The sequence below is a fragment of the Corynebacterium propinquum DSM 44285 genome (genome assembly GCF_000375525.1).
Lineage (GTDB): Bacteria > Actinomycetota > Actinomycetes > Mycobacteriales > Mycobacteriaceae > Corynebacterium > Corynebacterium propinquum.
In genome coordinates, this window is the sequence record NZ_AQXC01000004.1 from 82441 (window position 1) to 106100 (window position 23660).

The 23660-nt window shown below is 53.3% G+C and carries 24 protein-coding genes and 1 pseudogene; 16 read left to right on the top strand and 9 right to left on the bottom strand.

The genetic code is table 11. The annotated features are described in order from the left end of the window. Window positions 1–38: 38 nt before the first annotated feature. From B142_RS13515 to B142_RS0104845, 3 genes are all read right to left on the bottom strand, one after another. Window positions 39–227: a hypothetical protein gene (locus B142_RS13515; RefSeq protein WP_155860936.1), complete on the bottom strand. Its 189-nt coding sequence runs from the start codon at window positions 225–227 to the stop codon at window positions 39–41. Window positions 228–425: 198 nt separating this feature from the next. Next, a complete protein-coding gene (locus tag B142_RS0104840; RefSeq protein WP_018120418.1) occupies window positions 426–1883 on the bottom strand; it encodes a sodium:solute symporter family protein in 1458 nt (485 codons plus the stop codon). 78 nt (window positions 1884–1961) lie between these two features. Further along, window positions 1962–2804 (bottom strand): MurR/RpiR family transcriptional regulator, encoded by an 843-nt coding sequence (locus B142_RS0104845; RefSeq protein WP_162138201.1) that lies wholly within the window; start codon window positions 2802–2804, stop codon window positions 1962–1964. A 108-nt stretch (window positions 2805–2912) separates the two neighbouring features. Between B142_RS0104845 and B142_RS0104850 the strand changes: the two genes are divergently transcribed. The 5 genes and pseudogenes from B142_RS0104850 to B142_RS0104865 all read left to right on the top strand — a co-directional run bounded on the left by B142_RS0104850 (window position 2913) and on the right by B142_RS0104865 (window position 8486). Continuing rightward, complete coding sequence (locus B142_RS0104850) at window positions 2913–3932, top strand: DUF2891 family protein (protein WP_018120420.1); 1020 nt, start codon at window positions 2913–2915, stop codon at window positions 3930–3932. A gap of 217 nt (window positions 3933–4149) precedes the next feature. Beyond that, a pseudogene (locus tag B142_RS14330) lies at window positions 4150–4281 on the top strand (hypothetical protein); the annotation flags it as partial. A 470-nt stretch (window positions 4282–4751) separates the two neighbouring features. Then, window positions 4752–5918: an acyl-CoA dehydrogenase family protein gene (locus B142_RS0104855; protein ID WP_018120421.1), complete on the top strand. Its 1167-nt coding sequence runs from the start codon at window positions 4752–4754 to the stop codon at window positions 5916–5918. 38 nt (window positions 5919–5956) lie between these two features. Then, window positions 5957–7141, top strand: coding sequence for a CaiB/BaiF CoA transferase family protein (locus B142_RS11955; RefSeq protein WP_018120422.1), 1185 nt, complete (start codon window positions 5957–5959; stop codon window positions 7139–7141). Continuing rightward, on the top strand, window positions 7134–8486 hold the full coding sequence (locus tag B142_RS0104865) for a YjiH family protein (protein ID WP_018120423.1): 1353 nt from the start codon (window positions 7134–7136) through the stop codon (window positions 8484–8486). Before B142_RS11955 ends, B142_RS0104865 begins: the two co-directional genes overlap by 8 nt. 117 nt (window positions 8487–8603) lie before the next feature. Here B142_RS0104865 and B142_RS11960 read toward each other — a convergent pair whose 3' ends face one another. Continuing rightward, window positions 8604–9047, bottom strand: a complete 444-nt coding sequence (locus tag B142_RS11960) for a hypothetical protein (protein ID WP_018120424.1) — start codon at window positions 9045–9047, stop codon at window positions 8604–8606. Window positions 9048–9286: 239 nt separating this feature from the next. On the opposite strand from B142_RS11960, the gene B142_RS0104875 reads away from it, so the two are divergent. From B142_RS0104875 to B142_RS0104900, 6 genes are all read left to right on the top strand, one after another. Continuing rightward, a complete protein-coding gene (locus B142_RS0104875) occupies window positions 9287–9565 on the top strand; it encodes a hypothetical protein (RefSeq protein ID WP_018120425.1) in 279 nt (92 codons plus the stop codon). A gap of 708 nt (window positions 9566–10273) precedes the next feature. Next, complete coding sequence (locus B142_RS0104880; RefSeq protein ID WP_018120426.1) at window positions 10274–10453, top strand: hypothetical protein; 180 nt, start codon at window positions 10274–10276, stop codon at window positions 10451–10453. 189 nt (window positions 10454–10642) lie between these two features. After that, entirely contained in the window at window positions 10643–11950 is a 1308-nt protein-coding gene (locus tag B142_RS0104885) for a DUF3100 domain-containing protein (RefSeq protein WP_018120427.1), read from the top strand. Between the two features lie 76 nt (window positions 11951–12026). After that, window positions 12027–13250: an amidohydrolase gene (locus tag B142_RS0104890; protein WP_018120428.1), complete on the top strand. Its 1224-nt coding sequence runs from the start codon at window positions 12027–12029 to the stop codon at window positions 13248–13250. A 274-nt stretch (window positions 13251–13524) separates the two neighbouring features. Then, window positions 13525–15906, top strand: coding sequence for a Rib/alpha-like domain-containing protein (locus B142_RS0104895; protein ID WP_018120429.1), 2382 nt, complete (start codon window positions 13525–13527; stop codon window positions 15904–15906). A 144-nt stretch (window positions 15907–16050) separates the two neighbouring features. Beyond that, the gene (locus B142_RS0104900) at window positions 16051–16749 is read left to right on the top strand and encodes an alpha-ketoglutarate-dependent dioxygenase AlkB family protein (RefSeq protein WP_018120430.1); all 699 of its coding nucleotides are present in this window, start codon (window positions 16051–16053) and stop codon (window positions 16747–16749) included. Between the two features lie 48 nt (window positions 16750–16797). On the opposite strand, the gene B142_RS0104905 is transcribed toward B142_RS0104900, so the two are convergent. Further along, a complete protein-coding gene (locus B142_RS0104905) occupies window positions 16798–17706 on the bottom strand; it encodes a S1 family peptidase (RefSeq protein ID WP_018120431.1) in 909 nt (302 codons plus the stop codon). Window positions 17707–17826: 120 nt separating this feature from the next. On the opposite strand from B142_RS0104905, the gene B142_RS0104910 reads away from it, so the two are divergent. The 3 genes from B142_RS0104910 to B142_RS0104920 all read left to right on the top strand — a co-directional run bounded on the left by B142_RS0104910 (window position 17827) and on the right by B142_RS0104920 (window position 20302). Further along, entirely contained in the window at window positions 17827–18639 is an 813-nt protein-coding gene (locus tag B142_RS0104910; RefSeq protein WP_026167849.1) for a GTP pyrophosphokinase, read from the top strand. A gap of 18 nt (window positions 18640–18657) precedes the next feature. Next, window positions 18658–18858 carry a hypothetical protein gene (locus tag B142_RS0104915; RefSeq protein ID WP_018120433.1) on the top strand — a complete coding sequence of 67 codons (201 nt, stop codon included), beginning with the start codon at window positions 18658–18660 and terminating at the stop codon, window positions 18856–18858. A gap of 127 nt (window positions 18859–18985) precedes the next feature. Further along, on the top strand, window positions 18986–20302 hold the full coding sequence (locus B142_RS0104920) for an acid phosphatase (RefSeq protein ID WP_018120434.1): 1317 nt from the start codon (window positions 18986–18988) through the stop codon (window positions 20300–20302). A gap of 1 nt (window position 20303) precedes the next feature. Here the strand turns inward: B142_RS0104920 and B142_RS0104925 are convergent, their stop codons facing one another. The 3 genes from B142_RS0104925 to B142_RS0104930 form a co-directional block, all read right to left on the bottom strand. Then, window positions 20304–20546, bottom strand: a complete 243-nt coding sequence (locus tag B142_RS0104925) for a hypothetical protein (RefSeq protein WP_018120435.1) — start codon at window positions 20544–20546, stop codon at window positions 20304–20306. Continuing rightward, window positions 20503–20856: a hypothetical protein gene (locus tag B142_RS13850; RefSeq protein ID WP_126843607.1), complete on the bottom strand. Its 354-nt coding sequence runs from the start codon at window positions 20854–20856 to the stop codon at window positions 20503–20505. The genes B142_RS0104925 and B142_RS13850 overlap by 44 nt, the downstream gene beginning before the upstream one ends. A 91-nt stretch (window positions 20857–20947) precedes the next feature. Then, window positions 20948–22039, bottom strand: coding sequence for a 2,3-butanediol dehydrogenase (locus tag B142_RS0104930; protein ID WP_018120436.1), 1092 nt, complete (start codon window positions 22037–22039; stop codon window positions 20948–20950). Window positions 22040–22250: 211 nt separating this feature from the next. Here B142_RS0104930 and B142_RS0104935 point away from each other — a divergent pair, with 211 nt between their 5' ends. Next, complete coding sequence (locus tag B142_RS0104935) at window positions 22251–22682, top strand: nucleotidyltransferase domain-containing protein (RefSeq protein ID WP_018120437.1); 432 nt, start codon at window positions 22251–22253, stop codon at window positions 22680–22682. Then, window positions 22679–23113: a type VII toxin-antitoxin system HepT family RNase toxin gene (gene hepT / locus B142_RS0104940; protein ID WP_018120438.1), complete on the top strand. Its 435-nt coding sequence runs from the start codon at window positions 22679–22681 to the stop codon at window positions 23111–23113. The genes B142_RS0104935 and hepT overlap by 4 nt, the downstream gene beginning before the upstream one ends. A gap of 2 nt (window positions 23114–23115) precedes the next feature. Here the strand turns inward: hepT and B142_RS0104945 are convergent, their stop codons facing one another. Then, window positions 23116–23625 carry a 2'-5' RNA ligase family protein gene (locus tag B142_RS0104945; RefSeq protein ID WP_026167850.1) on the bottom strand — a complete coding sequence of 170 codons (510 nt, stop codon included), beginning with the start codon at window positions 23623–23625 and terminating at the stop codon, window positions 23116–23118. Window positions 23626–23660: the final 35 nt, after the last annotated feature.

Sequence of the window (23660 nt, forward strand, 5' to 3'; positions counted from 1 at the left end):
AACTAGTGCTAGTCCGTGGCGATCACAAACCTCGTGTTCTAACGGACCACGCGCTCATGCGTGCGCAGATGCTGGACGGCGTCGAGAAGCTTGGCCTCACGCTCAGCCGGGGTGGTAGGGGCGTCGCCGTCGGCAAGCGGGCGGACGTAGACACTATTCTTCTGGGCATAATCCCAGGGAAGGATCTTCCGGCACGTTGTAGCTGCTTTTGCGGAGGCGGGTGGCATTAGACTGCGCGCGGCCATAGGCGAGCAGGAGATCGAAAAAGGAGATCATCGCCGAACTCATCCTGCTCCGCGATCTGCGTGACGCGCTGCTCAATCTCCCGGAGGCTAAGCGTAGCCACCTTGGGTTTATCCTTTCGCCGAAAAAACTCTGGTTAGAGCTTAGTGGACGGGGCTGGCAGGGTATGGAGAATCCGATAACTACGGAGAAACATTTTCTGAGGTGCTTTCTGACTTTCGAGTCGGGCCGTCGCCTACTGTAGTTGAGCTCATGGGAGCACTCTTGGTGAACAACGAAACGATGATAAGGGCTGCGACAGAAAAGGGGAATGCAACAACTACGGAATTTACACCTTCTCCGAAAATTTCCCAGCCGATCGTGATGGTGACTCCAACGATCATCGAAGTAATAGCCCCCGCTCGTGATACACGGCTCCAGAAAAGCGCAGCCCAGATGACCGGTGTAAGGGCTGCTCCGTAAACCGTGTATGCATACATCTGTAGGGAAAGGAACGTGGGGAAGAAGCTGCTTAGGACGTATCCCAGAATTGCGATGGTGACCACGGAAATACGAGCTACAAGTAGCTGTTTCTGCGAATCGAAAGCTTTGGTAGATTCTGGGTTATTGTTGCGACGTTGGCCTAGCAAATCGAAGACTACGTTTCCAGAACAGGTCAATAAGTAGGACGAGCCAGTTGTAATAACAAGAGCTAAAGCTGCTGCGAGAATAATTGCACCCACACCACTTGGCATAAAGTTTTCGGCTGCTAAGCCAAGTACAGCCATGTCCGGATCCGTTCCCGGGTTAATAACCGATGCTGCCGATGCGAGCAAAATGATAGGGACAATGATGAACAAACCGCCGATGAAGAAATAGATTGTTGCTCGTTGCGCCGAATTCTCGCTTTTCGCAGCAGCAAGACGCTGGTGCATGTTTTGATCACCAAGGCACAAAAGGAACGTCGGAAGGAAGAATCCCAGAATCTGGATCGGACCTAAGTTGCCCGTAACAGACTTCATGGTTGGTTCGAGGCGGTCAACATATGTGCCGAACCCTCCGAAATCTTGAATAAAGATATAGGCAAGGGCGAGCAGCAAACCGACGATGATCAACAAAGCTGAGAGAAAATCAGTCCATGCAACGGATTTTAAGCCGCCTGACATGGCGATGAACGTGATTAAGAAAAGAGCAATAATCGTTCCTTGTGATGCAGAAAGCGGTGTGATTAGGCTAAAAATATAGCCAGCGCCGGTGAACTGGGTAGCGGCGATTCCAATGAATGCCAGAAGCACCAGCACCGTCCCGAGTATGGCAGCAGGACGCCCAAAACGACTACGCAAGAGCTCTGGGACTGTGTGGAACGACTTGCGGCGAATCGCCTTTGCCCCGACGCCGAGGATGAGTGCGCCAACGAGGGTTCCAAGAAAGAAAAATACTCCCGTCAGTGGTCCATTCTGGAAAGCGAAACTAGCACCACCAATAATGGATCCAGATCCGACAAAAGTTGTTAGCAACGTTCCCGCAACAACGAAACTGGGGAGCGTTTGCCCTGCGATGACGAAATCTTCACCACCATCAACTTCCTTCTTTCTGGAAAACCAGGCGGAGATAGTGATCATCAACGCGAGGTAAGAGACGCAAACGATGATGTTAATCATGTCGCTCCTAAGTGCATAGTGTGATGTGTTTAGCCACACTATGTCCTAGCTCATACAGAAATGCAATAAATGTTGCATTTATGTGATGGAGAATCTTTTCCAGAGATGTTCCATTTGTTCAAGGCTCTCTTGCGCTTTTGCCCCTTGACTATGAACTATTTCGCTCAAAACCGCTTGTAGGAATGCTACGGCTGTGATGGTCGATGGGAAAATCCGGCCGCTATCCACGGGGAGTGGAATGGTTTCCAGCACTGATGAGGTTTGGTGGTTTTGGCTGTTTCCCAGCTTGAAGACGTTAGAGGATTTCTCGCAGGCAAATTCAGCAAGATTATCGAGAACTTTAGAATATTTCCAAAGAGAAATGATGATTATGGTGTCTTCGGAGGTTGCCGCATTGACCGCGTTAATTTGTTCGGATGGTGCTCCGAAATGTCCTGTGCAATGGATTCCGAGAAGCTGGGCATTATGAACGAATTGCGTGCCCACTCCGCTAAAAGTTCCGGTAGATAAAATTATTGTTCGTTGCGAGTTAGTGATTGACGATGCGAGCTTCTCAATTGTGTCAATGTCCAGGGCTTCTGCTAACTCTTGCAATTTTCGTGCATCTTCGACAATGGAATCTATCCCGTGCAATGGGGTGGTGCTGCTGATTTTGCCAATGACTTGGCCCGCTGATAAATCTTCCAGGAAGACCGCGCGATAATCGACACAAAATGCCGTCCACCCCTCGTATCCCAAGAATTGAGTGGTGCGCACTACAGTTGCTGGGTTAACTTCAGTGGCCAACGCCACTTCTTGCACTGTGGCAAATGCAGCCTCTTGGGGGTGCTCGGCAAGATAGTCCAGCACGGTAGCAATTGCTCGAGATGGCTTCCTGCCAGAAGTTTGAGAGTGGATCCATTGACTTGGTGCTGATGACAAGATTGCAATATCCTTTGCAAAAATCGACCGAGTTAGTAATCTGCTTTACAGAGATTGTGATTAATTTTAGGCGATGGCAGTGTGTTCTGTGGTGAAAGGACTGATTACGTGGGTGACCAAAGCATCTTCAAATCTCGAGCTAATCAATGGGCGAGGGGAATAATCGATGTGCTAGAAACTGAGTACCCGGCAGCGATGCATCATGTTAATGATTCAGCAGATGACGTGCTGGTCATTCCGAATCAATTGCACCCTAGTTTTTGGGGCGCTTACGATTGGCACTCGAGCGTACACATGCAGTGCACAGCAGTTCGACTATTGGACTATGTATCGGATGAACAAGTTAAGACTGAGCTCTCAGCCCTTCTTTCAAGTAGGTTAACTTCCATCAATCTTGAAATTGAGCGTGAATATTTGCTTGCGAACCCGGCTTATGAGCGCCCTTACGGTTGGGCCTGGATTATACAGCTTGCGGCGGAGTGTCAGCGGTCGAAGCGACCTGAAGCAGAAACCTGGGTTGAAGCAATAGGCCCGTTAGTACGTACCGTTTCGAGATTATTTATAGAGTGGCTTCCAACGATGTCGGCCCCCATTAGGCACGGAGTGCACGACAATACTGCCTTTAGCATGTTTCTCGCCTTGGAGGCTGGCAGGGCAGTAGGGCTGTATGAATTGAATGATCTGATCAGTGAATATGCTTGCAAATGGTTTAAGGGCGATGTGAATTATCCAGTGCAATGGGAATTCAGTGGGCATGATTTTCTTTCCCCAGGGTTATCTGAAGCCCTGCTCATGCAGCAAGTCTTAGGAGAACATGAGTTTTCGAAATGGGTGAGTGGTTTCTATATGCAGACTGCTGACGCAATTGAACGGTATCTAGAGGTCCCGGAAATCAACGACCTGCATGATGGAAAGCAATCTCACCTTTTTGGTCTAGCGTTAACCAAAGCCTGGATGCTTCTGGAACTTTGTGAGTCATTACCAGTTTCAATAGACCAGGAAATCAGCAGTGGAGCACAACGGCTGATTACCTTCGCGGAAGGTCAATTAGTGGGGGCTGATTTCATGTCGACACACTGGTTGATCACGTATGCGGTGCGGGCGCAACTTGCAATGACTAACTTTTAGACTAATTGAAGGGTTTCGCAGTTTCTGTTGGTGCGAAGCCCTGAAAGCCTTCGTCGTAAAGGAATCCGATGCGGCCAGCTGCGTTGTCGCTGCGAAAAACCTCCTATGTTCTATCTGTATTGAGGTTACCGCTCGTTTAGCGGACGCCTGATTAATGCGGATCTTGTGTCCGTAAGAGAGGATGTTCATTGTCAGTTAACAACACCAGAAATACACGCCAGAGTATCGACGTGAAGCCGCGAACCTAGTAATCGAATCGCAACGCCGAATCGCTCATGTGGCTCAAGAAAACGGCCTCGGCCCATTTTGTCGTTTAACCCCGTTTAACCCCAGGAAACGTCCGATATAAGAGAAGACCAACAGGTGTTTTTGTCCTGTTGACCTTCTCGACTCATGACAAGGGAACTTGTCCTTGCCTTCTCTGAGTTGTACCATACATGATCTTCATATTTGCCACTAAGCCGACCATCAAAGATTTGGAATTCGAGATTTAGGGGAAACCCAGTTTTAGCTAGCACGTCGAGAAGTTCTGTTTCGCGTTTAGTCAAGGAAGTAGCTGTGTCGTCGGCGAAAAGGATAGCAGTAATAGGCAATCGCAGCCTGGGGGCAGAGGAACAAGGCTGAGGAATGAAGGCAACTCTAATCTTGGTGCATATAAATAATCCGTATTGTTCAACAATGATGTTACACTGAAAGGTTTCCCCATCTTTATCTCGAATCCCAGACAGGGGACGGGAAATATTGCTATTCAAACCGATCGCGTCACCATAGCCTGTAACTCAGTTCATATTCAGTTGATATTTGGATTGGAGTCTCAACATGGCTGGTCGTTATCCACAAGGTGATTTCTTCGATTTCGAGAGCGAGCTTCCACAGGAAGAAAAACAAATTCTCTACAAGGTCCGGGAATGGGCACGCGAGTCGGTACTTCCGATCGCAGTTGACTACTGGAACCGCGAAGAATTCCCGCACGAGCTGATTCCAGAAATCCAAGATCTCAATATCATCAGTCTCGTCCGCGGCCAAGGACGTTCGCGTTTGCTCGCTGGTTTGGTTGCAGCCGAGATTCACCGCGCTGATGGATCTGTGGGAACCTTCTTCAGCGGCCAAGACGGTTTGTTTACCGGAAGCATTGAACTGCTTGGCTCTAAGGAACAGAAAGAGCGCTGGCTCGATGACCTATACGCAGTCCGGAAAACCGGAGTGCTTGCCATTACAGAGCCAGAAGCTGGATCCGATGTAGCACAAGGCATGCGGACAACTGCTAAGAAAGTTGACGGCGGTTGGGTGCTGAACGGTGCGAAACGGTGGATCGGAAATGCCACCTTCTCTGACTACGTGGCTGTATATGCACGCGATCCAGAAGATGAGCAAGTCAAGGGATTCATCGTCGATACCTCATCCGAAGGTTACAGCGCCACGCTGATGAAGAATCGCATTGCCATCCGTGCGGTACAAAACGCGGATATTGTTCTCGACAACGTATTCGTTCCCGACGACTGCAAGCTGGAACACGCGAACTCCTTCAAAGACCTGAACAAAGTATTTAAGAGCGCGCGTTCGACTGTGGGCTGGCAGGCGGTCGGCACCCAGATGGGCGCCTTGGATGTGGCGCTGGATTACGTCGACAAGCGCAAACAGTTTGGCAAAAAGATTTCGTCTTTCCAGCTTAACCAGAACAAATTAGCCACGATTCAGGGAAACCTTGTAGCCAGCGAATCCATGATGGCGCAGTTGGCACGTATGGAAGATCGCGGATCTGCACGGAACGAACAATCTGCGCTGGCGAAAGCCTTCACCTCAAAGCTGATGCGGGAAAGCGTTGCGCTGGGGCGCGAGTTGCTCGGTGGAAACGGCTTAATGACGGAATACCGGATGGCCAAAATCTTTAACGATGCAGAAGCGATTTACTCGTACGAAGGAAGCTACGACATCAACCAGCTGGTCACCGGTCGCGCCATCACTGGTGAATCTGCCTTCGTGTAACCACGTAATTTCGGAACACAAATTTCTAGGAGGCCACCATGGCTACTGATGCATCAACAACCAAACAACACGATCCAGCCCCACTGGCTGGTGTGCGAGTATTGGACTGCTCACGCGTTCTCGCTGGCCCTTTTTGCGCCATGATTCTGGCTGACCTGGGCGCGGAAGTCATCAAGGTTGAATCTCCCTGGGGAGACGATACTCGTCAATTTGGCCCGTATTACGAAGGCGAATCGACGTACTACCGTTTGTTTAACCGGTCAAAGAAATCCATCACCCTGGATTTCAAGAGTGAAGATGGCAAACAGACGTTGAGGGAATTAGCGAAGCGTTCTGACGTAGTCGTCGAAAACTTTCGCCCCGGAGTGCTTTCTAAATTGGGGCTTTCAGCCAAAGAGCTAATGGCCGTGAATCCTGGCCTGATTGTCACGAGCATCAGTGGTTTTGGCCAGACCGGATCCTTGGCGAAGGAGCCCGCCTATGACCTCGTTGCCCAGGCAATGAGTGGATTGATGTCAATTACTGGTTGGCCGGAAGGTAAACCGACGCGAGTAGGCATCAGCTTAGGTGATATTGTTCCTGGCCTCTATGCCGCAATTGGTACGGTGTCTGCACTGTACCAACGCGTAAACACCGGCAAAGGTCAGCACATCGACCTTGCGATGTACGATTCCCTGATTTCGGTAATGGAATCAGTCGGCATGCGCGCACTGCACGGTGAAACTCCGCCATCACGTATCGGTAATGATCACGGTCTTTCGGCACCATTCAGCACATATGCGACAAAAGATGGCGATATCGTCATCGCCATTACAACGAACCGTTTATTTGATCGTCTCTGCGACGCATTAGGCCTGCAGCATCTTGCCGAAGATCAACGCTTTGCAACTGCCGAAAATCGCTCCGATTACAGAGATGATCTCCGCGAGGAACTCGAGAAACGGTTGGCGGAACTGACCATGGGAGAAGCGATCGCGCTTTTCGAGGAATATGGTGTCCCGACAGCTCGTGTCTATGAACTCGATGACGCGCTGAAGAGCCCATTCGCACAAGAACGGGGTGTAGTAGCTGAAGAATCGGACGGGTTCGCGACATTAGCGTCACCGCTAAAACTCTCTGGCATGACCGGGCCAGTCCCAGCCTCGGGATTGGGGCAGTTTAACGATGATATCGAGAGTTGGTTGTCCGAACCGGTCAAAAACGAAGGACACGCCAATGACTAAGCCACACGACGTTGCCGCAAGCGCTGGCCCAGGTGTTCAGCAGGAATCTGACCCGCAGCCGAAGGCTGTCTGGCGCTTCTTTGTCTATAGCGGAATAGGTATTTTTGCTTTCTTCGTGCCTTTCCAAATAGGTGAGAAGAGCACCATCCTTCTCGACCACATCGTGGGCTGGATCCAGGACGGCCTTGGCCCGGGTGCCCGGTATGTAGTTCTAGCACTTATTACCGCCGGTGCCGTCTTCCAGATTGTCACAGGGCGATGGAAAATGGGACTAGCACGAGCGATTTTTGCTGCCCTAAGCGTGCTAGCTGTCATCTTGTGCGCGATGCTTACTTTTGGCTTTGGCCCAGAGTTTTTGTTTGAGGATCGGCTTGGGCCATTCATCCTCGACAAACTCGTCGTCCCCGTGGGATTGCTTATCCCAGTCGGCGCAATTTTCCTCGGCCTACTGGTCGGGTTTGGGCTTATGGAATTTATTGGCGTCTTGCTACAAAAATTCATGCGTCCGGTATTCCATACACCAGGTAAGAGTGCCGTTGATGCAGTCGCATCGTTTCTAGGTTCGTATTCACTTGGACTGCTCATCACTAACAGGATGTACAAGGCAGGTGCCTATACAGCAAAAGAAGCATCGATCGTGGCTGCAGGGTTTTCAACCGCGTCTGCAACGTTCATGGTCGTCGTCGCCCGGACGCTCGATCTCATGCATATTTGGGGTGTCTATTTTGCAGTAACGCTTGTGGTGTGTTTCGCAGTTACCGCGATTGTTGTCCGACTTCCACCGCTATCTACGATTCCAAATGAATACTATTCCGGCGCCGAACCAGAGCCGGAAGTCCAAGTACGCGGAAAGCTGCTTCCGGAGGCCTGGCGCCAAGGAAAATACTTCTTGAAGTACGCAGATTCGCTACCTAAGACGCTGTGGCGAAACTTTGCTGATGGCGTCGTCATGACAATTCAGGTCTTGCCGGGGATTATGGCAGTTGGCGTCATCGGGCTTACCCTAGCTTTCTATACCCCGACGTTTGCGATTCTTGGAGCAATTTTCTATCCACTCATGTGGGTGCTTCGCCTCCCAGATCCATGGTTCGCATCTGAAGCAGTGGCGATTGGCCTTGCCGAGCTGTTCTTGCCTGCCACCCTTGTTGCTGGTGACGGCTCTGATATTTTGCGATTTACAGTCGCTGTGACATCGATTAGCCAGGTATTTTTCTTCTCGTCCATGATCCCGGCAGTCCTAGCAACGGATATTCCATTGGCTATTTGGAAGATGGTGGTTATCTGGTTCTACAGGGTTGTATTCACCGTGTTACTGACTGTGCCTATCGCGCACTTAATTTTTTAAGGAGCGATCTTTGGGTTCCGGGGCGGGGCTAAGCGTGAATCAAAGCAGAGCGGAATGACCGAATCGAAGAGACTTGGTCATTCCTTTTGGCTTTCGGTAGACAGCAGGACTGCTAGGCTATGCAGAGCCAATGAGGTTCTGAAATTCTTGTCGCTTTTCTGTATTGAGTGTGGCAAATTTCCATTGCTTATCAGGGGCAACAGCCTCGACAATCTGGGCCATCGTGGCATGCTCCTGGAACCCATGTTTATTCAGCGACCAGAAACCGGGCGCATCCTGCTCAGATAAGATGAGAACTCGTAATTCGAAAGTATCGTTTTGCTTGTTGTCGTTCCAAACAGGGATAACAACTTTGTGCTCACCTGCATCGAAATAGCGCTGAGCAGCGTGCTGAATATTTACAGCAAGGGTCTTATCTAAAGCTGGGATGATGACAGGCATGTCGCTAGCTCCGATTTCGGTCAAAAAACGATTCCGCTCATCGTTTTGTCGGAGGGCAGACCGGAAAATCTCCGCTACAGCTATGCGTTTGCGGTAAATCTGCTTTTTTAGCTCGTTCATTGCTTGCCTTTCTCCCAGCGGTCGAAAGCTTCGTGATCAGGCGTTATGCTCATGTCTGCTAAGCGGTAATTCTTCTTATTTGAATTCAGTGCCACACAGAGGAATTGTAGTAAATGAATTGCAAAGCACTAATAGATTGTCGAATATTAGTGCTAAAAATCAAGGTTGGGTTTAGTGTGCTGTATCTTAGGAAGATACACATTTCCTTTTGTTGTTTAGCTCAAAATCCGAGGAAACCAATGGCGTTATCCCTGCGAAAAATTTCCTGTGCCTTATCCGCATGCGTCGTGGGGATTCAGTTTATCTCGCCATTGTTTCCGGATGGTTCCACCACTGCACTAGGTTGGACCCTCGGGTTGGCCGTTATTCCCTTGATTTTAGGGATTGTTGCTCGTTCACCACGTGCTGTTGTCGTGGCTATTGCTGCCGGGTTTTCTCCGGTGCTGTTGCTGTGGGCAGCGTATATGGTGAGCTTCCTTTTGTATATCATCAGTTTTGGCAACATTGTCTGGGTTTAATGGTTGAGAACACATTTTGGCGGCGTTTTTCCTGTGGCATAACAGCGTGAATACAAGTATTTTGTTCGGCGTGGTGCAGCCAGTTAAATTTTCTTAGACCCCATCACTGGGGCTTTCGGAACACTCTGTGACTGCCAACGCGCCCCGGTTCCAACTCTAGGTCCATGGATCTGACGATTTAGTTCCAAATTCCAGAGGTGACCGCGGGGAATGGGGGTACTCCAAAATTGAAAACGAAAGACCCCATTTATGCCGAGCTCATGAACTGCTCTCCTTTAGTCGGTGTCAGATTTCTCAGTCCAATTAAAGGGGAGCAGTTCAATCGTTGCACTATGTAAGTCGGAGTAAATCGCCGGGGTTATTGATATTTCGGGTTACTAGTAGCTATATAAGTGCATTCGCGAATTTTTCAATGCCTGCAGTACACTAAGAACCAACAGAAACCCCTTCCAAGCTTCTCATTAAGAACAGCTAAAATGAGAGGGGGCTGTGTTATGTGGCCTAAACGGCAAAATGTGTTGTTTTTCGGCGTGTCGAGTTAAACCCAGGATGTGTTGGTGGGGGCCGGGATTTAGCGAAGCCAATGTGATGCTAACCATTTCCTTGGCGGGTTTGTTCATGTAACAATGGGTGCATCGAGAGCTTCGTTCTGAACGCGATTTAAGCCCGTGATCAATCCTGAAAGCCCAGAATGAGAGAGGATGTCAGATGAGGACTCCACATCTGCACAATCAGAATGGCCGGGTGATCGCTCGGTTGAGCGACGGCAGGATCGTTCGAGAAGCTCAGATTCACGATCCAGCCGAGAGCTTAGAAAAAGGTTGGGAAGCGACCGGGAAATATCTTCGCGAGGCGATCGACAGCTACAAGACCATGACGATGAATTAACCAATCCCGATACCGTAGAAATTGATCGCGCATAACGCGATTGCGGATTCCATCCGCCGTAAGGCTGCGCCATTAAAACGCGGGCAGTGGATATTTGCTGCACTTACCTTTGTTTGCAGTTAATGCTGCCACTCCACAGCGTGAATACAGCATTTTGTGCGGTGTCGTTCATCTAGTTAAATTCCTTCTATGGCTGAAACTATCGCACGCCTGATGCATTGGCGCCTGCACCTGGTCGTGTTGGTGCTCGCATGCCTGGCAGAGGTCATCGGCATCATCCAGATCGACATCGGCATCGGCACGGTAGTTCTGTTGCCGCTGCTGTACGCATTTTTCTTCTCGCTGTTGTTCAACCCGAATATTGTTTCTGGTCTGGGGAATGTCGTCGGCAAGCAGGGCGCAGGTATTGCGCCGCGGTGGATTCTCATCTGCATGATGCCGTTCATGGCGAAATTCGCCATCGGCATTGGCCCGCAAATCGGCGACATCATCGCAGCCGGGCCCGCGTTGATCCTGCAAGAACTCGGCAACGTTGCCACACTGCTGATCGCCATGCCCGTGGCCGTGCTGCTGTTCAACATGGGGCGCGAAACCATCGGTGCGACGCACTCCATCGCACGAGAGCCAAATATCGCGCTGGTTGCGGATAGATACGGGCTGAAATCCTCCGAAGGCATCGGCGTGATGGGCGTCTACGTCATGGGCACCGTCTTCGGTGGTGTGTACTTCTCGCTAGTGGCCGGGCTATTTGCCTCATGGGAAGTATTCGATATTCGCTCGTTGGCGATGGCCTGTGGCGTGGGCTCCGGCAGCATGATGGGCGCGTGCTCCACGGCCTTGGCAGAAACCGTGCCGGATGCCGCCAACGAGATCAGCGCATTCGCGGCCACCAGCAACCTGCTTACCTACGGCACCGGATTGTTCGTCTCCGCGTTCATCGCGCTACCGCTAGCAGAACGCCTGTTTACGGTGCTGGCGAAAGTACGACGGCAGAAGGTGTCGGCAAGCAACTTCAGCGCATACACCGACGAAGAATGGGAATCCGGCCAAGAAGGCGATATCGAGCTGCCGATCCGCACAGTGCTGGCTGCGCTGGTGTGGGTTTGCGTGCTGGCGCTGGTCGTTAACTGGGTAAATTCCGGGGTAAACCCGCTGGCTGCCGCACCGGGCATGGTGATCCTCTACGCCTGCTGCATTGGCGGGCTACTGATTACGAAGTACGTGCGCATCGGCGTGCCCAACGTGGCGTGGATTTCCGTGGTGGCGATCCTGGCAGCGCTGCCGTTTTTGCCATGGTCGGAAGCATTCATTGCCGCGACGGATCAGCTGAATATGCTGGCTCTGCTCACCCCGGCGTTAACGTATTCCGGGTTGGCGATCTCGCGCACGGAAGTCTCGATCTTTAAAAAATCCGGCGTGCAGATTGCCGTGATCGCACTGCTGGTGTTCACCGGCACCTTCGTGGGCTCCGCCGCGATTGCGAATCTGCTGTTGTAGCGGGACTGTCGTGGCGGGCCGTTGCGACTGGCTTGTAAAAAGGACTGGATAGCTGAAGCTGGAAGGAGCAAAGTTCATGGATGCTGGTAGCGCGGTTGCTACGATCATGGGCGACTACGCCTCGGTGGAGCAGTGGCAAACCGAGATTTACCTGGACCTGCACCGCAACCCCGAGCTGAGCATGCAGGAGGTACGCACGCGCGGCGTGATCGCTCGTGAGCTGGAGGCGCTGGGGTATCGCGTCGACGAGATCGGTGGCGGGCTCGTCGGCACGCTGGATAATGGGCCCGGGGCGACGGTCATGTTGCGCGCGGATTTTGATGCGCTGCCGGTGCGAGAAGAAACTGGGCTGGACTATGCTTCGACGGCGACGGCGGTGAACCCAGAAGGCAAAACCGTTTCCGTTATGCACGCCTGCGGGCACGATTGCCACGTGGCATCGTTGCTGGCGATGGGGGCGTTGATGATGCGCCACCGTGAGCAGTGGTCCGGCCGGTTGCAACTGCTGTTTCAGCCGGGCGAAGAAACTGGCGAGGGCTCGAAGTCGATGGTTGCCGACGGGCTAGTGGAACGCGTCGACAAGCCAGATGTGGTGCTGGGCCAGCACGTTTTCTGTGGCCCAGTGCCAGCCGGGCACGTGGGCGTGGTGCCAGGGCCGTTCATGTCGACGGCGGTGAACGTGGACATCACGCTGCACGGGCGCGGCTCGCACGGTTCAATGCCACACCTGGGCGTCGACCCGATTGTGCTGGCCGCCAACGTGGTGCAGCGGCTGCAGACGATCGTCGCGCGTGAGCTAAGCCCACACGAATTCGGGGTGGTCACCGTCGGTGTCGTGGAGGCCGGCACGCGCCCGAACGTCATCCCGGAAACCGCGCGGCTGAAGCTGAACGTGCGCGCCTACGACGAAGCAGTGCGCGCACGGATCCTCGCGGCGATCGAGCGGATCACTCGCGGGGAAGCCGCAGCTGCCGGCGCGCCGCGGGAGCCGGAGTTCCGCTATTACGAGTCCTTCCCGGTCACAGACAACGACGACGTGGTGGCCAGCCGGTTAACCGCAAGCTTCGGACGTGACCTGGGCGAGAAGAACGTGCACCGCATCGAACCACTGACGGCCTCGGAAGATTTCTCCGTGCTTGCCGACGCCTTCGGCGCACCTTATTGCTTCTGGCTACTAGGCGGCGCGCCGGAAGGAGTGAGCATCCCGAACCACAGCCCGAAATTCGCGCCGGTTCTGCAACCGACTCTAGAAATCGGAACCAGGGCGTTGGTCTCGGCAGCGTGTGAGTATTTGCGCTGATCAGACGATTGATTGGATTATTCGATTAAAAGTAATGTCGATTTTCAGGCGAAAAATCGACATTAAACATGTCTAATGTCGATTGCGTAAACATATCGGGGGGGCACGCTCGTCGCCGGGGAGCCGCCTGCTGAGCAGTTGCTGCCCACCCCCGGGGTGAGCACGTGTAAACCGAAGCGCGTAGCGCTTGTTGGACAATGTTTGTTTAGGGTAAGCTAATCTGGTGTAAAAATCTCATAACCTCCGCAAAATATGGATTGCGGCCACAATAAGCATGTCTGTTGCCGGCATACACCTTAGCGTTGTACAACCAGCTTTTGCCCAACCTGCGACGCAAGAAGTAGCACGTGGCACAACACAGGATAGTGAAAAAGCGCCCGGCGAAGTACCACGCGGTGAAGTGCCACACAGTGAAACCGCGTCAACGCCGCAAAAAGAGCAACAAAGCAAAAACCATCAAGTCACTGCGACGTTTGCTGCCGGGGAAGTCACCAGAGACATCCTCATCGACGAAAAACGTGGCCGCGGCTGGGTAGCCGTCGACAAGTTAGGGGAGAGCCCCAGCGGAATAACGTGGTTCGACTTGGAAACTCAGAAACCATCTGAGACCGTGTACTGGGCTCCAAGCAAAGAAGCGCTAGTACAGATCTCCCTGAGCAACGACGGAAAATATATCTACGCTCTACACCAACGCGAGGGAAAACTCACCGTCTTTAATGCAGATGACGGAACCGTGGTACGCCAGATTTCTGGGACCCCGAAGTTCCCGAAGGGTATGGCGGAAGACACAGATACCGGTGCAATCTACATCTACGATTCGAAATCCCTGGTTCATGTAGATCCCACGAACGCAACCGTGAGCGCGCCGATCCCCGTTAGCACGGAAAAATACCCGTCGATTAATGGCCTAGTCTATGATGCAACCCGCAAGATGCTGTGGATCAGCGCAGGCCGCGAAAACGTCATCACTGGGTACAACACCGCAGCCAAACAATGGGTACAAGACCTGGCTATTCCCGTCGCGGAAACCAGTTTTCAGGGGGTTGCAGTAGGCGGGCGCCCATACGAGCTAGCTTATGACGCAGAACTCGGGCACCTGTACATCGTCGTCAAGCCAACTTTGCAAGACGAGTTCACAGAAAGCAAGATACTCACACTCGATGCAGCGACCGGCAAATTCCTCGGCACGCCGATCGAGGTCGGAACCAAGGTTAACTCGCTACACGTTAACCCGCGCACACACGAAATTTATGCGGCAGCAGCTGACGACAACCGTGTGTCAGTCGTGAGCCCAGAAACCTGGACTGTTGCCGAAAAGATCGATTTTACTGAGCTGGGCGTCACGAGCGGCTACGGTACAGGCGAAGCCAATCTTGCTGTCGTTACCGGAAACTCCACGGGCGATGTCGCCTACGTTTCACACCCCTATAAAGAACGTTCCCGAGTAAGCCAGCTGCACCGAACCGGGCCAACACCGGCGATTACCCCCTTGCAGCCCGCCGACGAGAACCAGAAACCACCAGTCGACGCCGACAGCACAGGCTGGAACGGCCCGGAACAACCCCAGGATGCAGCAGTCCACAAACCGGCTAGCGCCGTCGACGTAAAAGAGGCGAATTTGCGCTGGGGAATCAACGAATACCTGAAGGCGTGGTCAGTAGAAGCCTTAGGCGAAGCAGTGACAGTGGATAACTATCTGCCAAGCTTCACTCGCGCCCAAGGATGGTTCGATAAAACCACTAAACAAATGCACGTGTCTTTTGGCAACGGTTTCCGAATCAAGCATTATCCCACGCTCGCCCCGCATGTAATTACGACGATGGGTAATCCCGAATTACAGGTCAATGCAGACGGCTCCGGTGCCTTGACCATGGACGTTGCTTGGTCAGTCTACGAAGATAAAAAGAGCGAGGGCTACAAGCGCGTCACCGTCGCCACGTTTAGCTCTTCGACAATAGATATTGTCGGTGGAGAAATCGCCTTCGAAGCAACACCAGAATTCTATGGACGCGCCTATCAGGGAGAAGAGAAGCAATATCCCAACTCGTGGCCGAAAGAATTCATCGATTATCTTTCCCCGGACACCCGGGCATGGTGGTACACCACGGGCGCTAGCCTGGATGCGGATAAAGCACCCGCACCGATCAAGCTGACTGCCAAAATCCCGGTCGCTGATGCGCCAGTAGGCAGCGATCATGGGGATAATCAGGATTCCGCAACCCCAGACGCGAAACCTGGAAAGACCATGGCGGAAGAATATTCGCCCGCACCACACACCTCAGTCACAGTTGCACCTGATGCAGCCGTCCAGGCAGAAGATGCCCTGACAAATACTGCGCAATTGCCGGCAGGCACCACCTATGCTTGGAAAACACCGCTCGATACCTCCCGTCCGGGAATACAAACCGCCACTATTGTGGCGACCTACCCAGACGGCTCGGCGGACGAGGTCACAACCATCATCGTTGTCGATGACCAACCAGCAACAGAGCAGCCGGATACCGCGCTTGCCAAAATTTTGCGGGTCATCACCGGACTCGGCGTAATCGCGGCAGTATTTGGTGGAATTATTCATTTGCTGAATAACGATCCAGGCTTTGCACAACTGAAGCACAGCGTCACTGAGATGCTAAAAGGAATCGGGATTCGCCTATAGACGGGGATGCACTCGTCGCTGGGGAGCCGCCCGCTGAGCAGTTGCTGCCCACCCCCGGGCGAGCACGTGTCGACTCGCGCGGTTGCTGCCCGCTGTCGGGTGGCGCCCGTCGACACAGCCCACAGCAGCCGATACGGTGAGAGCATGCTCTTTGATTCTCTACCGCGCCCGAGTGAGCGCATCGCGCCGGGCGTGGCGCACCTGCCGGGGTGGTTGGGCGTCGACAAGCAAGCAAAGCTAGTGCACGAGGTCCGTGAGATCGCCCGCACGTACGCAGATACTCCGATGGCGATGCTGCGCCCGACGTTAAAATCCGGCGGGCAAATGAGCGTGTACCAGCTGCATTTAGGCAGGTACTGGCACTATCCGAGTTACCGGTACGTCGACAAGATTGCTGGCACCACCGTTCCGCCAGTGCCAGAAAGCCTGGTGGCGTTGGCGCCGGTAGCGTTGCGCGCGGCAGCGGGGGTTGCCGAAGAATTAGCCCCGTGGGTAGGGACCTTCGTGCCAGAGATGGTGCTGGTCAACTACTATCCGCCGGGCTCCGGGATGGGCATGCACGTCGACGAATTTGAGGAATCCCGGGCGCCGGTCATTTCGCTCTCCATTGGCGACGAAGCGTTGTTCTGCATGGGGCATACCGAATCGCGAACCCAGCCCTGGGACGATGTGACGCTGTGCTCCGGCGACCTGGTGGTTTTCGGCGGGCCGAAGCGTTTTGCTTATCACGGGGTAGTGCGCGTGAACGATGCCACGCTTCCCGACGGCTGCGGGCTGGAACAAGGCCGGATCAACATCACCATCCGGCAGGTTTCTGCGGCGCCGAAGGGGCAGGGGCGTTAAACAGGGATTTGCTCAAAGATTGCCTAGGGAACCGTGGATGCAGACTTGCTAAGAAGACGACAGACCCAGGCTGGAGCCACCGCCACCAGCTCCGCTACGGCCTGGCGTGGCTTGCGGTCCGCGTGGTTGCTTGGGCTGCGAATTCTCGGACCGTGGATTCTGGGGCTGTAGATTCTTGGAATTCGGGTTCTCGGGCTTGGCGACGGGGCCATTGTGGTGCGGGGCATTCTCAGCTGGAGCGTCGCCAGTGCTCGGCTGCGTTGGGGTAGCGGTGGTCTGCGCAATCCAATCACCCAGCCCATGCAGCGAAGCAAACAGCGAGTAGCGCCCACCACCTTGAGGAGCTTTAAACGAGGTCACCCCGGCAACCTCATCGTCGATAAAAAGCGGCCCACCAGAATCGCCACGCCCGGCCCTGGCCTCGTCCAAATACTGCACGACGAATGCATCATGCTCGTTGCCTTGCGGCCGAACTCCAGAAGTGGTTTTGCCAACCGCAGCGCGGGAATACTGCAGCGTCTCGCCGGTGCCAGCACCCCAGCCGTACACGCGTCCTTGTTCGCCAAAGCTCACAGGTGTGCGGCGAACCTCGCGGACCAGACGCTGCGGCAGCGCATCGGTGACATGGGCCAGCGCCACATCGCCGTGCGGTGCCCACACTGCATAATCCGAGGTGAACTTATTTTCTTCCCGATGTTGCTGCTCTCGGGTGGTGCCAACATAGATCGACCGCTGCAAATTGGGCACCTCGACGCAATGCTGAGCGGTCAGCACCCAGTGAGGGGCAACCACGGTGCCAGTACAACTAGCTACCTGCACTACTCCGGCAGCGGTATCGTCCTCAGGGGAGACGGGCGTGCCATTCGTCAACGCGGCGGCTGTTCCCGCAGCAAGAACACCGCTGGTACCCGCAATACCCAGCAAGCTTGCTGCAGCAAGGATGGTTATTTTCCGCATACCGTTATCTTAGTACTAGCAATCAGTATGTTTTGTAAGTGAATAATATTCACAGTTGTTAGAATTCAGCTATCGCAAGATGCTCAATATTTTGACTAATTACGTCTCTGTAGGGGTGGGATGAATTCAAGCCGAAAAAGCGCGAATTTTCTGGGCGAGAATCCGCCGTTTTCTAAAAGCCGAGTAAATAAACACGGAAGTCTTTGGCGTGATGGTCAAGACTTTGAAGTCAAAGTGATTAATGAATACATCGCGTTTAATGCAGTGTATGTCGAAGAATTACTCTCGATTACAGAGCAAATTACGTCTGGATTCATGATGAACATCAGTCCTGCAGGTGATGCCGTGACCCCAGACTCGGGTTCGTACTTATTATCCGCACGAGTAAAGACTAAAGACACCTTGCTTGAAAAACTGCAAAGGTTGCAGACCACGCCGTTAATGAACATTCAAGATGTAGCTGGCATTAGGTTTGATTGCGATCTGTCGCTGACTGAGCAAACAGAAGTTGCAGAAGTTTTTAAGCGCGGATTCGAAAAGAGGGGTGCGAAGCGTGTAGATATCAGGGATTGTCGGGATGAACCCCACTCGGGATATCGCGCTATTCACCTCCATATCCGAGGTAATGCTGGTAGAAGCGAGATGCAGATCCGGACGGCTTGGCAATCTAAATGGGCAAACTACTATGAAGAAGCTGCTGATATTTTCGGAAGAGAAATTCGCTATCTCCATGAAGGGGCAAGTTTGCCTCTGGATGCGAAGGATATTGTGGGGCAGCTTTTTGAAACGTCACAGGTTATAGCTGAGTATGAACTCCTTACAGACAAGGAGTTGTCTAAGCGTTATGATGTGGCCCGAAAGCTTCGGGATCAGATCGATGATAAGCTTTCCTGTATCCGGGCCGAGCTTCGGCAACAGCGACATCGAGACTGATACGGAAGGGCAATCGTTATGGCATCATATCTTATTCAGTATCATCGGCGTTCCGGGAAGCTAGATATCCTCGAATATGATTCGCTGTCAGAAGCAACAATGAAGCGCCTTGAATTGGACGCCGTGAATGATGACCCTGATCTCGAGGTTGTCGCAGTTGCTTGTGAGAGCGAAGATCACTTGCGGCTATCCCACTCACGGTATTTTTCTGCAGCTTAAATTCATTTTGGTGAATGATACCTGATCTCCACTTTGAATGATTAGGCAAAGTCTCGTGAAATCGTTTGTTGCGCACAGGGGCCGTGTCCCCGCTCCGCTAGCCGTCGCCATTGTTACAGGAAGCCTCGTGGCAGTTCCTAATTTTGTGGCGTCGGACGCCTCCGGCTCACCGGCCGCGGCAGCAGAAATGAGCCCCCAGGCAAGCGAGACACAAAACACCACGCACCTGGCACTCCCATTTGAGATTCCACAGCTACAATTGCCTGCCCCGAAACTCTCCAGCGAGCACGGTGCGGGGCCAGAACACAGCCCGCTGAGCTCGATCGGAGCGAGTCCACAACATCACGCGGGCGCCCCGGTGCCGCAGCCTTTCGATGTCAGCTACCTCACCGGTTACGTCTCCGATGTGTCTTCTTACCAGTACGGCATCTATTACGAGGTGGTGCGGGAGTTTAAAGACCTGCGCAGTAACCACCCGGAGGTGATGCAGAAAAACCTGAACATCGTCGCCGAGTACAACAATAATGCGCACCAACAGCGCGTCGACAAGGCCATTCGCGATGCCCTGGCAGATAAAGACGGCGTGCTTTTTACCGCAGCTGAGGCTCTTGGCGACGAATTCGGCCGGCATTTTCTGGCTGCGTTACAGGAAAAGCGGCTGCCGAAGACCGAGTTTCTACTGGGCAACGGCTATGCTGCTCGCGCCGGTGGAATCGCTAGCTGGGGTCGCGCGGAAAAGCTGCTGTTCAATAACGATCGCCCATTCGTGCAAGCCCCGGAGCGCATTCAGCGCCATGAGTCACCGGAACGTGCCCTCTACGACGGCTCTAGCAAATCCTTCCCGTCCGGGCACACTAACCAGGCGACGTGGATTACCACGCTGCTGGCCATGATGCTGCCGGAGGTGGGTACGCAATTGCTGGCTCGCGGTTCTGAGGCTGGCGAATCGCGACTGGTGATGGGCGTGCACTTCCCACTGGACGTCATCGGCGGCCGCATGACCGGGCAGGCAGCTGCGGCGGATCGGTGGAATGATCCAAAAATGCGTGATGCGCTGCTGCAGGCGCGTGAGGAGATCGTCGCAGAGATGGAATGGCGTGCGGGCAAACCTTTTGCCGAGATGATTGCCGAAGACTCGCATGCGCTCAGCGACCAGCAAGCAGAAGCCGATTACACACGACGCATGACCTACGGCTTCACACCAATTTTCGCGACCGATGAACCGGTGAACGTCCCCACAGCGGCACCAGCGTTACTGGAAACCCGCTTCCCAGAGCTCAGCTACGAGCAGCGTGCTGAAGTACTGCGCCACACCGCCTTGCCGTCCGGCTACCCACTGGATGATCGCGACCCAGCCAAAGGGGACTGGCAGCGAATTAATCTAGCCCGCGCCTGGAATGCACAGGTAAGCATCGACGCGGGCGGGGAAGTAGTGGTGAAATAAGTTAGTCGTCGAAGATGAGGTGGGTGTTCCAGTTTCGGCGCCACCAATGTTTAAGCTTTGTACCAATGCTGGTGTCGGCTGGAGTGCTTGTGCCCCGCTGGAGTTCATCGGTAGCTTCTGGAGGCACCGGCGCACCGGCGAGTTCATAAACATAGCGAGGAAGAATTTCGCCGGTGAACTTCGTGCCTTCTACTGCGACTTCAGCAATCGTTTGGCGTACTCGAGGATTGGTTTCTTGGGGCATCGCTACCTCCTGTATCGTCTTGCTCTCGATTATCGTCGGTCAATGTTTCTAAGGCAAGACCAGCAATTAGTGCTTTTTCGGTTTTCGTAATGAGTGAGCTTTGGTATAAGGCTTTCGTATTCTGCCAGGCGGCGCTACGAACTCGTTCATTGTCATTAGCGATATTTTCGATTGACCAGGTGTAGCGCTTCCACCATTCCGAACGATTATCGCTGTTCGTTCGCTGTTGAATGGTGACAACTAGCCCTATAAGGCCTGCTAATGCAACAACTAGCTGTGCTGCTTGCAGAACTATATCTGCCGTATCCATAAAAATCCCCCGAGTATTCTCACAAGCTGTAGCTCACAATAAAGCATAGCTCAGAGAAGACCGGGGGAGGGAGAGACTCAATCAGAAAGTGCTATTTATCCAGCCCCTTGCCCGATGGCGAAACCAAAATCTTCACGGCGGTTTCATTCCGGTGGATCAGCGTGTCGAAGCCTTCGTCGATAAGCTCATCCAAACCGATGCGCGCGGTGACGAACGGAGTCAAATCAACGCGTCCATCTTCGACCAGCTTGATCGCCTGCGGGTGATTGTTTACGTAACCGATGGTGCCGCGCACATCCAGTTCCTTCAGCACGATCTTGTTCAAATCGACCTCAGCAGGTTTGCCCCAAATCGAAACGATCTGCAGCACACCGCGCGGCCGCAGTGCATCCATCAGCGTGGTCATCACCGCAGGAACCGAGGTGCATTCGAAAGCCACATCGGCACCAACACCGTCGGTCAGCTCGTGTACTTTCTTGACGACGTCGACTTCCTCAGGGTTCAGCGCATGATCAGCAACGCCGGTCTCCAGGGCCTTTTCGCGACGGGCTTTGGACAGCTCAGAGACGACGACGGTCACGCCAAAAGCCTTCAGCACAGCCGCGGTGAGCAAACCAATCGGGCCCGCGCCACCGATCAGTGCGACCTGACCCGCGGAATCCTCACCAACACCGGCGCGCTCCACGGCGTGGTAACCCACGGTCAGCGGTTCAATGAGCGCGGCGTGATCGAGGGAAACCTTATCGCTGATCTTGTGGATCCACCGACGCTTGACGACGACATTTTCCGCTAGCCCGCCGCCGCGGCCGCCCAAGCCAATGAAGTTCATGTTTTCCGACAGGTGGTAAGTCTTGGACTCTGGGCCGGTATTGACGTCTTCACTGATGATGTAGGGCTCGACAACGACGTGATCGCCCACGGCCAGGTCATCGATATCATCGGCTACTTCGGAGATCACGCCACAGAATTCGTGGCCCATCGTCACTGGTGGTTCTTCGCCGCTGATGGGGTGTGGGTTGCCGTGTGAAGGGCAAAAGATCGGCCCGTCGAGGTATTCGTGCAAATCAGTGCCACAAATTCCACACCAGGCGACATCGACGCGTGCCGTTCCGGGCTGCAATTCTTGTGGCTCGATATCTTCGATGCGGATATCTTTGCGGTCGTAGAAACGTGCTGCTTTCATGGTGCCTCCTCAGATCAGGGCGCGTGTATACGCAGCCTGCGGCGGTCGCCTGGCCAGGCTGCAAATCGGACGAATAGCGACGGATGATGTACTATAAATTCCGAAACCTTATGATCCCCATCATATAAGCAGTAGCGTGTGATTGGCGTATGTTTTTTATCACGAAGACTGTGCCGCAAAAACCAGAGACGTTGCTTGCTAGAGTTGCACTATGAGTACCCCCACAGAAATCGTTGCCAGGTTGCGCAGCGAAGTCAAAGATGGCTCGCTGGAATCGTTCTGCTTAGAACTGGGTATTGACTTGCTGGTTTTATTCGGAAGTGCACGTACTGATGCTCACAGTGCGGGGGATGTGGATCTTGCTTATTCAGTTGATTTTTCTCGCCCCAAAGAAGACAGGCCGAATCTTCTCGACGTAGCCACGGCGTTTTATGTCCGATACGGGGTCGATGCTGGGGACACCATGGACTTTATGAATTTGGATTTGGCTGATGATGTTGCTCGTTATGAAGCCCTGCAGAAATGTGAATTACTGGTGGATCCGTCTAATTCTAAGTACGGCAATCTGCAAATGATGGCAGCTCGGGAATATATCAATACTGCTTATCGGCGTGAATACGCACTGCGGAGCTTAGCTTCATGACACCGAAAGAATTTCAGTACGGCACTGTGCAAAAACGGCTCGAATCACTTCGACGTCTGCTGGGCGAATTAGAAAAATATCAGCACGTTGAAGCAGACCATTTGCGCGCTAATTTGTCGGAAATGTATGCAGTGTTCTTCATGATCCAGCAAATAATTGACCTTTCTACCGACATTAACCAGCATATTGCTACGACGACTTTGGATATCGTGGATTCAAATAGTCGGCGCGGTTTTGAAACGCTAATCCGCGCTGGAATCTTGCCTAAAGAACTCGAGCAAGACTTCTCTAAGAGTGCAGCGTTGCGCAACATTATTACGCACCAATACGTCGAAGTTGATCTAGACATAATTGCGGAGTCGATTCCGCGTGTGCTCCAACTCTATGGCCAGTATGTGAATTCTGTCGCCGGGTGGCTAGCTGGAAAATAATGCTAGCCACCCGCGAGTAGACGTTTTTCTTGCGTCCTCGGGCGCCAATACGCGGCTTCCACTGCAGTGAGTTCTTTGAAATGCGATGAGGTCAGCTCATCCATGGCCTGCAAATAACCGGGAATGTCTTTGCGGGGCAGGCGCAAACCCATGGTCAGGTGAGGAGTCCACAACGGGCCGTGGCCATCCGGGTTGGCTGCGCTGATTGTGCTGGCGGCAATTTCTAATTCCCGGGTGGTCTGCAACAACCACGCCACGGTCTGTTTGCTCTTAGTACCGAAGATGACGTTGCCCACCCGGCGAAACTGCGCCGGGATCACCGCGGGCAATAACTCGGCAGCCAACTCGACGACGCTGGGATCCATCGCCGCGGAAAACGTCACCGTGATATGCGGGCGCTGGTTTTGCACCGGAAAGCCACGGTCAGCCAAACCAGCGAAGATCTCGCGGATGTGCTGCTCCTGCTTTTCCGGCAAATAGAGCAGGATATTGTCCGGGGAATTTTTACTCACGCCAATCACCACTCATAGCACCCAGTAATAGCAGT